The sequence below is a fragment of the Saccharothrix sp. HUAS TT1 genome, from assembly GCF_040744945.1.
Lineage (GTDB): Bacteria > Actinomycetota > Actinomycetes > Mycobacteriales > Pseudonocardiaceae > Actinosynnema.
On the sequence record NZ_CP160453.1, the window covers coordinates 3,880,644 to 3,893,183 of the forward strand.

The following is a 12,540-nucleotide window of genomic DNA, read 5'->3' on the forward strand; positions in this document are numbered from 1 at the left end:
GAGTCTGATTGCGCACCCTGAAGTACAGGGTCGCGGGTGACGAAGTCACCATCAATCGAGTTGAAACGGAAGACGACCTACCAGCGTTCCGTGATTTCATTCGGGCGAACCTCAAGGCTCTCGCCTGCGACTCCGAATCTACCGGCCTGGACATCTACTCAGGCAAACACAGAATGCGCCTGGTGCAGTTCGGCACGCCGAACGAATCATGGGTGCTGCCTGTCGAGCGGGGAAGTGCGTACGTAGAGGATGCCGTGAAGGCGCTCAGAGGTGCTGAGCGTTTGATCTTCCAGAACGGAATGCACGACCTCTTGGCGTTTGACCGCCACTACGACGTGAAGCTAGAGGAATTGTGGCCCAAGGTCACGGACACTCAGCTAATCGCAAAGCTCATCGATCCGCGGCCCTTTGAGCGGGGCGGGATCGGGGCAAGCCTGGAAGACCTCATTCGGCACTACATCGACGTTGACCTAGCCGACAGCGTCAAGGGTCTGATGACCAAGCTCGCCAAAGAGCACAAGACAACCAAGTCCCGCATCTTCGAGAAGATCGACCTGGACCACCCTGAGTACAACCTGTACGCGGGAATGGACCCGATCGAAGCCGCCCGGGTGCTCCGAGCGGAACTTCCCTTGGTTCCTACATCGGCCAAGCCGTTGATCGCGTTCGAGCACAAGGTTGCCGAAATCTGTTCCTACATGGAACGAACAGGCTTCCTGCTCGACATCGACTATGCCCTAGACCTCTCGGCCAAGCTCCAAGGCGAAGAGGCAGCAGCAAAGGAGATTGCGAAGTCGTTCGGTTGTGAGAATGTCAATAGCACCGAACAAGTAGCCGATGTGTTGGAGTTCCGAGGTCGGCGCATCCGCGGCCGAACTCCAACAGGCAAGCGGAAGGTAGATAAAGACCTACTCGAATCCCTGGCGACCGAAGGAGACGAGTTCGCGCGGGCGGTTATCGACGCCAAGCGTGCAGGCAAGTGGAGAACCACTTGGGTCGAAACCTTCCTTGACACGGTGGACGAGCACGGGCGCTGTCACCCGAGCATCAACACCCTGCAAGCCCGCACAGGCCGCATGAGTATCACGGGGATTCCGGCACAGACCCTCCCCGCGAACGACTGGATCATCCGGCGTTGCTTCATCGCTGACCCTGGACATCTCATCGGGTCCGTTGACTACCAGGCACAGGAACTCCGGGTTCTTGCCGCCCTGTCCAAGGACACAACGATGATCCAGGCTTTCCTTGATGGTGCCGATTTGCACTTGATGACGGCGCAAGCCGCCTTCGGAGCACACATCACCAAGGACAGCCCTGAGCGGAAGTACGCGAAGACCGTGAACTTCGGCCGGGTCTACGGCGGTGGTGCTGGAACCGTCTCGAAACAGACGGGCCTGGACTACCTCACTGCCAAGCGAGTGGTTGACGCGTTCGACCACAGGTATCCGAACGTCACGGCCTACTCGCGCTTCCTGGCGAAGCAGGCTCAACGGGATGGGTTCATCACGACGCCTTCGGGTCGTCGGTTGCCGGTGGACTCGGATAGGGCGTACAGCGCCCTGAACTACATGGTGCAGAGCACCAGTAGGGACGTCACCTGCCGTGCCCTCATTCGATTGCACGAGGCCGGATACACGCCGTACATCCGCCTGCCGGTTCATGACGAAGTCGTTGTCTCTCTTCCTGAGAAGCACGCGGCGAGGGGTGCACGGAACATCGCGCGAATCATGCGCGAACAAATGGGTCCGGTCCTGATCGACACGGACGCGGAAGTTGGAATGCGGTCATGGGGCTCCCTGTACGGAGCAGCCGCGTAAAGAAGGGGAACCAATGGTCAATGTGCACTACAGCTCGAACAATTCCGGTGGGTACTGGTGGCTCACCGATGAGAACTGGAAGGCGCTTGAAGCCGCTGGCTGGGAAGTGGAATGGGAAAAGGACCGCCCGAAGGGCTGGTGGACGGACTCCGATTCCGATGGCGAGCGCTTCCTTGGCGGACTTGCCCATCGGGCAACCCGGCGGGGCGTCCCGTCAGTGGGCGTGGCAATCGCTGAGTTCGAGGCAATCACCGGGGAATCGGCCTACGCCGATGGCTGCGAATGCTGCGGGCCTCCCCACAACTTCTACGAGGTTGACGACAACGGAAGGTGGATTTCCGATGGGTTGGTATGACCCAGACCCGTACAACCAGCCCGAGAAGTTCGGGCTGACCTCGGTGGCCGAAGTGCACTGGGATGACGACTCGTACCAGTTCGACTTCATGGTTGTGTGGTACGACGCTGAAGGCAAGCTCTATTGGGCCACCGATTCCGGCTGCTCGTGCCCCTCTCCCTTCGAGGATTACCGATCGCTCGAAAGTCTGGAGACCGGAGACCGCGTCAAGCTCGGCTCGTTCATCAACGAACGGGTTGGCTCCGAATTCCTGGACGGCTACCGGGCCGAGGAGAAGCTTCCTCGGGTCAAGGAAGAGGTTGCTCACCTGTACTCCACCCTTGCGGCGCTTCGGCGTGAGGGGAAGGTCAAGTGACCACGACCGAGAAGGAAAACACGATGGGCCACTTCGTGAAGTGGGGTTCCACCCCGCGCTTCCACAAGGGCCTGCACGTCACCGAGAAGATCGACGGCACGAACGGGTGCGTCATCATCTATGACGGAGTGGTTCGAGCGCAGTCGCGCAAGCGGCTCATCACCCCGGACGATGACAACTTCGGCTTCGCCCGATGGGTGTACGACAACGCTGGTGCTTTGACCGATGCACTCGGGTGGGGATACCACTACGGCGAGTGGTTCGGTGAGGGCATCCAGAAGAACCCTCTCGGGATCGAAGGCAAGCGCTTTGCCCTCTTCAACACCTGGCACTGGGCACGCCCTGAGAACTCCGAGAAGCTTGAGCAGGTGGACGGCCTTGGGCATGTCCCCGTGCTCTACGACGAGCAGCGTGACGGGCCTGCCCATTACTACACGATTCCCGATCTGATCGATGACCTCTGGGTCAGCGGGTCGCGAGTCGAAGGGGCCGCAGAGGCGATGCCCGATCTCTGGCCCGATCGAAGGAAGCGGGCAGAGGGAATCATCGTGTGGCATCGGGAGTCCCAGCAGAAGTACAAGATCCTGCTGGAAGACGACGACGCTCACAAGTGGGAAAAGCCCCTGAAGGTGGTGACCCTTGTCTGAGTTCCGAGCGCTGAAGCCCGGCGATCTTGTCTATGTGATCGATCGAGGCGAGGTCACTGCCGTACACGGCGATTGGGCCGTGGTCAACGGAGGTGAGTACCTGGTGTGGGTGAATGTCATCCCCGAGCACCAAGACCACCTTCGAGCGCTCTACGAGCAGTCTGCCGATCTGGACGACTAGTGCCGTTCTCCGACGCAGAGGGGAAAGAGTGGAGTAAGGAGCGCGTCCTTGCGCTGGCTCCGTTCCGACTGTGGGACGTGGGTCCGGGGGCCGGTACCTACTCCACTCTTCTGCGCCCCTACCTTCCGTTCACGTGGTTCTACGCGGTCGAAATCTGGGAGCCCTACATTGAGGCGTACGACCTGGACGCGAAGTATCACCAGGTCTTCGTCTCGGATGTCATGGACTTCAGTTTTGATCCCGTAGGGTCACGGGACCTGGTCATCCTCGGTGACGTTGTCGAGCACCTGACCGAGAATGACGCGCGAGAGCTGATCGCTTACCTGAAGGAGCGGTTCAGCAACATCCTCGTTTCTCTGCCCATCGTGCATTCGCCGCAGGGGACCGTGTTCGGCAATCCCTACGAGGCTCATCTACACCAGTGGTCGTTCAAGGACATGCTCGAACTGATGGATCACTGCGAAGCGCTGGAAGGCAGCACGCTAGGCGTCTTCTGGTGGAGGAAGGAGGATGGTGACGAGTAAGTACGAGTACGTCAAACGGATCTCCTTGGTTCCCCGGGAGCCGTTGAGTAGGCCGCGGGTTCCCGAGGTCATGTGTGACTACGTCGAATGGGATTCGGTTCGGATCGATTGGGACCGCGCAATCTCGTCCGGCAAGGAAGTGATGTCGATCCAGGAAATCGACACGAGAGACTGGCAGATCGTCTTGGAGACCGACCATCCGGAGGAGCTGAAGAAGCTCGTCGCGGTGGTCGGCTGGGAGAAGGCCGAAGAGCTTTACGAGGCGCTGACCAAGCCGACGCCGCAGAACTGGGACAAGGACACCGATGAGTAGCACAGGCTATGTCTACGTCGTGGAGAACGGTGACAAGGGAGCCATTGAGGTGTTCACGCGCAAGTACGAACTCGTGTCGTACCTGCGTGGCACGGACTTCAGCTTGCTTCTGAAGTTCCGAGTCAAGCGCTTCCGCGATGGGCTTCGGGGATCGGCGGTACTGCTGAACGTGCTTGACCTGGTGGCCGATGCGACCTGACTGGGACAGCTATTTCCTCGGTATCGCTCAGGCCGTAGCCGCCCGCTCCGACTGCGAGCGGGACAAGGTTGGGGCTGTCGTCGTACAGGATCGGAGGATCAGAGCAAGTGGATTCAATGGAGCGCCAGCGGGTCAACCAGGCTGTGATGCCTGCCCTCGCCGCACTAGTGGATGTACTCCGGGATCGGATTATTCCAACTGTGTTGCGGTCCATGCGGAAGCTAACGCATTGCTGTACTGCGATCGTGCGGACCTTCCAGGCTCTACGCTCTACCTCACGCGGAAGCCCTGCGAAGGCTGTTGGAAGCTCATCGAAGCCGCAGGGGTTGCCCGAGTCGTCATCCCGGCTTGAGGAGCGCTACGGGCATCCCGAGGACTGGAACGACTGTGGGTAGTCCTCCTGCAACGATAATGAGCCGAAGGAGTGACCCCTGCCAATGTAGTGGATCACTTACTCTGCGTACCTCGTTTGAACCTGTCCCGCCGGCGGGCAAAAAGCCCTTGACCTTCTCATTCCAAGGGGCTAAGAATACTTCCCTCCGTTGAGGGGAGGTCACCCCGGTGAGAGGCCCGCATAGGGTGTTATTAAGACCGCGCTGACGTACCATGCACATCGGGAGGTAGACATGGGCCGGAAGCGCAGATCGAGCAAGAAGAAGTGGGGACACAAGCAACACCTGTTGCTGGTCCTTTGCACGGCCGGCGCATGGCTGCCCGGCTACATCGTGTGGTGCATCAATCGCGGGATGAACCGCATGTTCTGAACAAACGGAAGGCCCCCCTCTAACCGAGACCCGGTCTCAGTCGGAGGGGGGCTTTCTGCGTTTCACGACCTGGGAGCGGTTTGTTTCATGATACATCCGTCGCGCCCGTTGCGGAGGGCTGCGGTCCGGATGGGGAGCGCAATCCGACGCTCCCGGACTGGGATCTCCCCAGCCACCATACCCGCTCAACCTGACCGCGAAACGCCCTAAAGGCTACCTCGTGGTTCGAGGTCCGCCTTCGCCTACACCGTGATCATCGCTCCACTGCACCGCCTCTTTCGCCCGAGCGATGCTTTCGGGCTTGACGCCGCTTTGTGGATCACTCGTTATGACTTCCAGGACGTGCTTCATGCGGTCGTGGCCCGCAGCCTCTTGAGGCGTCCAGTTCTCGTCTGCTCCCACTAACCTGTTCCTCGGATTGTTGACGTGGTCGTTGTAGAAGGACTTACCGATTCCGTCGCAGGCCATCTCAGTAGATGGTGCTCATGTTTCCTTCGGGGGATCGATTGGCTTGGCGTTGAGCTTCTCGTCGTTGTCGCCTGTGTGTCGCGGAGGGGTTCCGTTCGTCTTGTGTTTGAACGTCTCGGGGTTCACGATGTTCGGGGCTTCGCCAGTGTGATCACACCTGTCGCAGCCGCCTTTCACTCCGAAGCAAAAACCACAGGTAGCCATGTCGGTAAGTCGGGCCTACCTTGCTGGTTCGGTCGTGGTCGTGGTCTGTTCGCTCTGACAGCTCGAACAGCCGCCGCATGTGGTTGGGCTTAGGTGCCCTTCCCGTCCTGGAGTCGCAATTAAGGTCGTTCCAGAGCCCGTACAGCTCATACCCTGCCCTTGGTGATCTCTGCGGTTTCGCCGGATTTGGTCTCGGCCACGTTGGGCAGTCTGTCACTGACAGACCGTAGTCCGCTAGTAGGTCACTCGGATGGGTGATCGTCTTTCCTGGGCTGCGGTATCGCTGCGTGGTAGTGGCCGCACAGATCGCACCAGGCCACGCCGTCTTCGCGTGGCCTGTTCGGGTCGGCCGGTTGGCGTGGATGCAGCCCTGCGGCTGCCCTGGCGGCCAGTGCCTCTGCTCGTGTGGCGTACTGCTGCAAGTGGGTGATGCACGCTCCGTCACTGGTCATCTCTTGAATTTACGACGAATGGATCTAATCTTCTAGTCATGCGGGTGACGGTGGAGTGCATCAGGCGGCGTAGTCGTGACGAGCTGTGCACACTGGCACAGCAGGTGATCAAGGGCGAGGTGATCTTGGGTGATGACGACCTGAGCATCCTCCGGTCGTTCGGTTTGATCTTGCAATTGATCGAGATCGAGCCAGAAGCGGTTCCACTCATCGGGGCTCTAATAGCCCCTCCTGCCCATGAAGGCTTTGACGTGGGCTTCGACGTGTGTCTTGACGTGGACTTCGTCCATGCCGACGACTGGCCGCTCCTCTGCGATGAGATCAAGAACCTGGGGCGGGCGATGGCCTAGGCCCCGCTAGCGAAGCGATTGGATGGAAGCGTGAGCGCGGGCGAACATCGGCACGTCATCGAGTACGCAGAGGCCCGGTACATCGAAGCCTGGTTAGCCCTGTGCTTGGGGTGCGCCGGGGGTTGGAGCTGGCTGACCCCGGAGGGTGACGTACCGGCGCACGTCCGGACTCAGATCACTGCGGCCCGAGCACGTTTACGCTGGTCAGCAGTGTTGTAAAACCACCTGTAACGACCACCTGTTCCACGACACGATCCGCGCCAACCTGACCTACCCGCGGCCCGACGCCACCGAGGACGACCTGTGGGACTCGCTGCGCCGCGCCCGCCTGGACCAGCTGATCGCCGCGCTGCCCGACGGCCTCGACACGGTGGTGGGCGAGCGCGGCTACCGGCTGTCCGGCGGTGAGCGGCAGCGGCTCACCATCGCCCGCCTGCTGCTGGCCCGGCCGCGGGTGGTGATCCTGGACGAGGCGACCGCCCACCTGGACTCCGAGTCGGAGGCGGCGGTGCAGGTCGCGCTGACCGAGGCGTTGCGCGGCCGGACCGCGCTGGTGATCGCGCACCGGCTGTCCACCATCCGGGCGGCCGACCAGATCCTGGTCGTGGAGGACGGGCGGGTGGTCGAGCGCGGCACGCACACCGGGCTGCTGGCGGCCGACGGGCGCTACGCCGAGCTGTACCGGACCCAGTTCGACGACGCGCCCGCCGGGACCGCCGCCTAGAGCCCGCCCAGGAACGCGCCGGTGGCGGCCACCGCGACCTTGGACGAGCCGCCGTCCACCACCAGCACGGAGAACGCCAGGTCGCCCCGGTAGCCGATGAACCACCCGTGCGACCGGGAGCCGTCGCCGAACTGCGCGGTGCCGGTCTTGCCGCGCACCGCGCCGTAGCGGGCGAGTTCGCGCGCCGTGCCGCCGGTGACGACCTCGCCCATCATCGAGCGCAGCGCGCCCGCCACCCCGCCGGGCAGCGGCGGCGGCTGCTCGCCCCCGGTCTCGACCTCCCGGATCAGCCGCGGCACCGGCGTGCGGCCGTTGGCGACGGTGGCCGCCACCAGCGCCATGCCGAACGGCGTCGCCTGCACCCGGCCCTGGCCGATGCCCGCCTCCACCCTGGCCGGCACCGAGTCGGCCGGCGGGACCTTGCCGGTGTTCGTGGTGATGCCCGCGACGGTGAAGTCCGACGTCAGCCCGAAGTACGAGGCGGCGTCGGGCAGCGCGGTCGCCGGCATCGACGCCGCCAACCGGCTGAAGCTGGTGTTGCAGGACGCCGCGAACGCCCGGTGCAGCGGCACCGTGCCCAGCTCGAACGAGTCCTCGTTGGTGATCTGCCGGGTGCCGATGGTCGCCTTGCCCGGGCACTCCACCGGGGTGTCGGCGGTCGCCAGGCCGTTGGTCAGCGCCGCCGTGGCGGTGACGACCTTGAACGTCGACCCCGGCTCGTAGTGGCCGTAGAGCGCGAGCGGGTCGCGCCCGGCGGTCGCGTTCTGCGCCACCGCGAGGATGTCGCCGCTGGAGGGCTGGATCGCCACCAGCACGGCCGCCTGGCCGACCTGGTCGACCGCGGCCTGCGCGGCGGCCTGCGTCGCCGGGTCGAGCGTGACCGTCATCGTCGGCGCGGCCTCCGCCTGCTGCTCCTGGAGCACGGTGACCGGCGCGCCGGCGGCGTCCACGATCGAGAACCGCCACCCCGGCGTGCCGCTCACCGTGCCGACGGCCTGCCGCACGGAGTCCATCACCACCGGCGCGAAGCCCTCTGGCACCGGCTGACCGCCGCGGTCGAGCAGCGCGCCGTCGCCGGACGTCGTCGTGTAGGCCAGGCTCTGGCCCTCAGTCAGTCGCGGGTGGAGCAGGGCGGGCGTCCAGCGCACCCGCCACTGGTCGTCCACCAGCCGCAGTTCGATCTCGACCGGGTACCCGACCGGCGCGCCGCCGGGCAGCGTCCAGGTCACGTCGGCGTCCACCGACGCCGTGGTGACACCCTCGCCGACCTGCGGCAGCCGGCCGAGCTGCGCCTTGAACGCCGCCCCCGGCAGGCCCTGCCGGACACGGGTGATGGCGGCGCCCGCGGCGTCCGCCGCGTCGGTGGTGGCGGCGGCCTGTCCCGCCAGGCCGGACGTCATCGCGGTGACGAACCGCTGCGCGACGACGCCCGGAGCGTCCCGCTGGGGCGAGCTCCGGGCCGGGTCGTCGGCCGGCCACAGCACGAGCACCCCCGCGACGACCACCGCGACCGCCACCACACCACCGCCGGTCAGCACCCAGCGCTTCGTTCTCCGATTCACGAAAACCCCCTCGCGACCGGAGGCTAACCCGACCGCGTGGAGAATCTGTGAAAACGGTTCACCCGAGCTGGGGCACCCTGGTCTGGTACTTGCGCAGCAGGTCGGCGTTGGCCGTGTCGCCGCCCTCGACGTTCGCGCTGCGCCACAGCGGCAGCGCCACGCCAGCCTCGGCGGCCTTGTCGAACAGCCGGACCATCAGCAGGTTCCACAGGAACGCGGTCGCGATCGTGGACACCGCGGCGGTGACCGGGCTCTCCGCCGGGTAGGTCGCGTCGCCGAGCGGGACCAGGTTGTCCAGCACCACGGTGGCGTTCTCGGCGAGGGTCGTGCCCGCCCGGCGCGGCGCGAGCGCGCTCGCCGCCACCGACGTCACGGCGACCACGGGGCACCCGGCGTTCGCGGCGAGCATCGCCAGCTCCACCGGGTACGGGTTCACGCCCGAGGTGGAGAAGACGAACAGCACGTCGTGCGCGGCCGGGCCCGCCTCGCGCAGCACCTCGGCGGCCAGGCCGGAGCGGCGCTCGGCGGCCGTGCTGCTCACCGCGCCGTGCATCGGCAGCAGCTCCGGGTGGTAGACCGGGCGCACGCAGGCCAGGCCGCCCGCCCGGTAGAACGTCTCGGCCACCGCGGCCAGGGAGTGGCCCGCGCCCGCCGCGAGCACCATGCCGTCCGCGCGGACGGTCGCCAGCACCAGCTCGGCCACGTCGTCCAGCGCGGCCTCGTTCTGCTGCTCCACCCTGGCCAGGTGGTTGCGCACGACGTCGCCGTAGTCGGAGTCGGGCTCGGTCGTCATGCGATCCTCCAGTGGTCTATACCAAACGGTGCGGGTGACCCACAGTCCTACCGGATCGTCCCACCGGCCGCCAGGGAGTCGACCACTGGAAATTGCTGTGTTCGGGCGAACACCGGGGGTTGTCAGGGCCTGCGGTAGCGCGGCTCCACGGCGGGCAGTGGCTTCTCCGGCAGGTTCGCGTGCGCCTTCGACATGAAGTCGAACCACGTCTTCGCGGGCAGGGTGCCGCCGTAGATGTCGCCTTCCGCGCACAGCCGCGGCGGCCCGGCGTTCACGCAGATGCCGCGCGGCGACGTGCCGTCGTTGAACACCTGCACGGCGCCCGCGAGGTCCGGCGTCGCGCCGATGAACGCCGCCGACTTGTACTCCTCCGTCGTGCCGGTCTTGCCCAGCGCCGGCCGCGTCCAGCCGAACTCCTTGGCCGCCGCGGCGGCCGTGCCCCGCTCCTGGTCGTCGTGGCTCAGGCCGACCGCCAGCGCGTTCGCCAGCGGCTCCTCGACCACCTGCTCGCACGGCGGCTCGGTGAACCCGACGTCCTTGCCGTGCCGGTCGGTGACCTTCACGATCGGCGTCGGGCGGCACCACGTGCCACCCGACGCCAGCGTCGCGGCCACGTTCGCCAGCTCCAGCGTGCTGGTCGGCGCGGGGCCCAGGGTGAACGACGCGTTGCCCGCCGACTTGTAGAACTCCGCCTGCGACACCCGCAGTTCCTTCTGCTTCGACTTCGGGTCCGGCGCGATGCCCGCGATGTTCGTCGTCATCGTCTCGCGCATCCCCAGCCGGGACGCCATGTCGACCACCGCGTCCAGCCCGACCTTCTCCTCCAGGATCACGAACGCGGTGTTCGGCGAGGTCGCCAGCGCCTCGGTCATCGTCATCCTGGGCGGGTAGCTGCCGTCGTGGTTGCTCAGGCAGTACCAGTACGTGTTCGGCTCGCCGGCGCCGGGACAGCTCGGCGCGCCGCCGAGGAACACGCGCGAGCTGTACGAGGTCGGCGAGTCGATGACGGTCTCGATCCCGTACCCCTTCTCCAGCGCCGCCGCGGCGGTGAACACCTTGTACACCGACCCCGCGCCGAACTTGTTCTCCACCGCGCTCGGCAGGTCGAACTGCGTCTGGAACTCCTCCTTCTTCAGCCCGTAGTCGCGGTTGGCCACCAGCGCCGCGACCTCGTGCCGCTCCTTGCCCGGCCGCACGACCGCCGCCGTGTTCGCGATGCCCTCCGTCGTCTTCGGCACCTGCGCCTCGGCGGCCTGCTTGGCCTGCTGCGTGATCGTCCGGTCCAGGGTCGTCTGGATGGTGTAGCCGCCGATCTTCAGCTCGTTGAGCGAGTAGCCGTTGGCGGTCAGGTGGTTGATCACGTACGAGCAGAAGAACCCGAACTCCACGCCCGAGCCGACGCACCCGGTGGGCAGCGGGCGCACCGGCGAGGCCAGCCCCAGCGGCGCGCGCTTGTGCGCCTCGGCCTGCTCGCGCGAGAGCCGGTCGTTCTCCGCCATCAGGTCGATGACCATGTTGCGCCGCTCGACCGCCTTGTCCGGCCGGGACTCCGGGTCCAGGAACGTCGGGCTGTTGACCATGCCGGCGAGCATCGCGGCCTGCGGCACGGTCAGCTGGTCCGGCGTGGTGGCGAAGTACGCCTGCGACGCCGCCGTGATGCCGTAGATCGTGCCGCCGAACGGCACCACGTCCAGGTAGCGCGACAGGATCTCGTCCTTGTCCAGCTGCGCCTCGACGTGCATGGCGATCCGCGCCTCGCGCAGCTTGCGGGCGATCGTCTGCTCCTGGGCCTCCTTCTGCCCGCCGATGTCCTCCCGCTCCAGCACGTGCACGAGGTGGTTCTTCACGTACTGCTGCGTGAGCGTGGACGCGCCCTGGGTGGTGCTGCCCTCGGACTGGTTGCGCAGCGCCGCCCGCACGGTCGCCAGCCAGTCGACGCCCTCGTGCTCGTAGAACCGGCGGTCCTCGGCCGAGATCAGCGCGTCCTTCATCACCTGCGGCAGCTTGTCCGGCGGCGTGAGCACGCGGTACTGGTCGTAGAGGTAGGCGAACGGGACGCCGTCCTTGTCGGTGATGGTCGTCATCAGCGGCGGCGGCGTCTCCATCATGCTGACCGACGTCGCGGCGACCTGGTCGCTCACCCGGTTGGACACCAGGCCGGCCGCGGCCACCACCGGCAGCGCGACCCCGGCGAGCAGCAACCCGGCGACGAGGCAGAGGCCCATGAGTTTGACGAGGACTGCGGTGCGCATGGTCGTTGAGTTCCGCTCGTGCCGAAGTGGGAAACGCGGGGTGATCGGGGTTCACTGCAACGTCGGGATAATCGCACCTCGGCGTTTGACGCGCTGTTGTTCACCCTTTCGTGAACGTTTTCAGGCGGCTTCCGACCGGTTGAAGGCGGCGCTGGCGAGATCGGCTGCGTGCCGCATCGCGGCGGCGTGCAGCGCGGTCAGCGACAGCGCGTCCGCCTGGGCCGCCGGGTCGCCCCCGGTCGACTCCAGCCGCGACTCGGCGGTCACGTAGACGACGCACTCGGCGGCCACGCTCAGCCGCCTGGCGAGGAACGCGACCGCCCTCATCAGGCGCTCGGCCTCGGCCTCGGTGATCGGCACGACCCGCGGCGGGTCGGTGTCGACCTCCTCGTCCAGGTCCTGCCGACTGGCCCGGCAGGCCAGGCCGCGGTCCCACAGCCCGGCCGCCTCGTGCAGTGATTCGATGAACGGCTCCCAATCCACTGGCGTCGAGATCATGATTCTCACCTTCCGTGGTTCACGCTCATCCGGTGAATGCCCTCGTCAGTGTCACTTCATGCCGGCTTTACCAGGTGACGTC

14 protein-coding genes and 1 pseudogene are annotated in these 12,540 nt (G+C 65.6%); 11 read left to right on the forward strand and 4 right to left on the reverse strand.

Annotation, left to right across the window (positions count from 1 at the left end; all coding sequences use genetic code 11):
• Window positions 1-8 precede the first annotated feature (8 nt).
• The 11 genes and pseudogenes from AB0F89_RS19050 to AB0F89_RS19100 all read left to right on the forward strand — a co-directional run.
• Window positions 9-1,817, forward strand: coding sequence for a DNA polymerase (locus AB0F89_RS19050; protein ID WP_367137991.1), 1,809 nt, complete (start codon window positions 9-11; stop codon window positions 1,815-1,817).
• Between the two features lie 13 nt (window positions 1,818-1,830).
• Window positions 1,831-2,172 (forward strand): hypothetical protein, encoded by a 342-nt coding sequence (locus AB0F89_RS19055; protein WP_367137993.1) that lies wholly within the window; start codon window positions 1,831-1,833, stop codon window positions 2,170-2,172.
• The gene (locus AB0F89_RS19060; protein ID WP_367137995.1) at window positions 2,159-2,527 is read left to right on the forward strand and encodes a hypothetical protein; all 369 of its coding nucleotides are present in this window, start codon (window positions 2,159-2,161) and stop codon (window positions 2,525-2,527) included. The genes AB0F89_RS19055 and AB0F89_RS19060 overlap by 14 nt, the downstream gene beginning before the upstream one ends.
• Window positions 2,524-3,174 carry an RNA ligase family protein gene (locus tag AB0F89_RS19065; RefSeq protein WP_367137997.1) on the forward strand — a complete coding sequence of 217 codons (651 nt, stop codon included), beginning with the start codon at window positions 2,524-2,526 and terminating at the stop codon, window positions 3,172-3,174. Before AB0F89_RS19060 ends, AB0F89_RS19065 begins: the two co-directional genes overlap by 4 nt.
• Window positions 3,167-3,355 carry a hypothetical protein gene (locus AB0F89_RS19070; protein ID WP_367137999.1) on the forward strand — a complete coding sequence of 63 codons (189 nt, stop codon included), beginning with the start codon at window positions 3,167-3,169 and terminating at the stop codon, window positions 3,353-3,355. Before AB0F89_RS19065 ends, AB0F89_RS19070 begins: the two co-directional genes overlap by 8 nt.
• On the forward strand, window positions 3,355-3,879 hold the full coding sequence (locus tag AB0F89_RS19075; protein WP_367138001.1) for a class I SAM-dependent methyltransferase: 525 nt from the start codon (window positions 3,355-3,357) through the stop codon (window positions 3,877-3,879). The genes AB0F89_RS19070 and AB0F89_RS19075 overlap by 1 nt, the downstream gene beginning before the upstream one ends.
• Window positions 3,866-4,192 (forward strand): hypothetical protein, encoded by a 327-nt coding sequence (locus AB0F89_RS19080; protein WP_367138004.1) that lies wholly within the window; start codon window positions 3,866-3,868, stop codon window positions 4,190-4,192. The genes AB0F89_RS19075 and AB0F89_RS19080 overlap by 14 nt, the downstream gene beginning before the upstream one ends.
• 19 nt (window positions 4,193-4,211) lie before the next feature.
• Window positions 4,212-4,391, forward strand: a complete 180-nt coding sequence (locus tag AB0F89_RS19085) for a hypothetical protein (RefSeq protein WP_367138006.1) — start codon at window positions 4,212-4,214, stop codon at window positions 4,389-4,391.
• Complete coding sequence (locus AB0F89_RS19090) at window positions 4,381-4,743, forward strand: cytidine/deoxycytidylate deaminase family protein (protein ID WP_367138008.1); 363 nt, start codon at window positions 4,381-4,383, stop codon at window positions 4,741-4,743. Before AB0F89_RS19085 ends, AB0F89_RS19090 begins: the two co-directional genes overlap by 11 nt.
• 1,574 nt (window positions 4,744-6,317) lie before the next feature.
• Window positions 6,318-6,629, forward strand: a complete 312-nt coding sequence (locus AB0F89_RS19095) for a hypothetical protein (RefSeq protein ID WP_367138010.1) — start codon at window positions 6,318-6,320, stop codon at window positions 6,627-6,629.
• 229 nt (window positions 6,630-6,858) lie between these two features.
• Window positions 6,859-7,353: pseudogene (locus tag AB0F89_RS19100) on the forward strand (ATP-binding cassette domain-containing protein); the annotation flags it as partial.
• Here the strand turns inward: AB0F89_RS19100 and AB0F89_RS19105 are convergent.
• The 4 genes from AB0F89_RS19105 to AB0F89_RS19120 all read right to left on the reverse strand — a co-directional run bounded on the left by AB0F89_RS19105 (window position 7,350) and on the right by AB0F89_RS19120 (window position 12,458).
• Window positions 7,350-8,915, reverse strand: a complete 1,566-nt coding sequence (locus tag AB0F89_RS19105; protein WP_367138012.1) for a penicillin-binding transpeptidase domain-containing protein — start codon at window positions 8,913-8,915, stop codon at window positions 7,350-7,352. The pseudogene AB0F89_RS19100 and the gene AB0F89_RS19105 overlap by 4 nt on opposite strands.
• Before the next feature lie 58 nt (window positions 8,916-8,973).
• Entirely contained in the window at window positions 8,974-9,708 is a 735-nt protein-coding gene (locus AB0F89_RS19110) for an SIS domain-containing protein (RefSeq protein WP_367138014.1), read from the reverse strand.
• 122 nt (window positions 9,709-9,830) lie between these two features.
• Window positions 9,831-11,960: a transglycosylase domain-containing protein gene (locus AB0F89_RS19115; protein ID WP_367138016.1), complete on the reverse strand. Its 2,130-nt coding sequence runs from the start codon at window positions 11,958-11,960 to the stop codon at window positions 9,831-9,833.
• Window positions 11,961-12,080: 120 nt separating this feature from the next.
• Window positions 12,081-12,458 (reverse strand): hypothetical protein, encoded by a 378-nt coding sequence (locus AB0F89_RS19120; RefSeq protein WP_367138018.1) that lies wholly within the window; start codon window positions 12,456-12,458, stop codon window positions 12,081-12,083.
• Window positions 12,459-12,540 lie beyond the last annotated feature (82 nt).

Coding starts and splice junctions, on each gene's coding strand:
- AB0F89_RS19055 (WP_367137993.1), top strand. CDS start 1,831: ATGGTCAATGTGCACTACAGCTCGAACAATTCCGGTGGGTACTGGTGG.
- AB0F89_RS19060 (WP_367137995.1), top strand. CDS start 2,159: ATGGGTTGGTATGACCCAGACCCGTACAACCAGCCCGAGAAGTTCGGG.
- AB0F89_RS19080 (WP_367138004.1), top strand. CDS start 3,866: ATGGTGACGAGTAAGTACGAGTACGTCAAACGGATCTCCTTGGTTCCC.
- AB0F89_RS19090 (WP_367138008.1), top strand. CDS start 4,381: ATGCGACCTGACTGGGACAGCTATTTCCTCGGTATCGCTCAGGCCGTA.
- AB0F89_RS19095 (WP_367138010.1), top strand. CDS start 6,318: ATGCGGGTGACGGTGGAGTGCATCAGGCGGCGTAGTCGTGACGAGCTG.
- AB0F89_RS19110 (WP_367138014.1), bottom strand. CDS start 9,708: ATGACGACCGAGCCCGACTCCGACTACGGCGACGTCGTGCGCAACCAC.
- AB0F89_RS19115 (WP_367138016.1), bottom strand. CDS start 11,960: ATGCGCACCGCAGTCCTCGTCAAACTCATGGGCCTCTGCCTCGTCGCC.
- AB0F89_RS19120 (WP_367138018.1), bottom strand. CDS start 12,458: ATGATCTCGACGCCAGTGGATTGGGAGCCGTTCATCGAATCACTGCAC.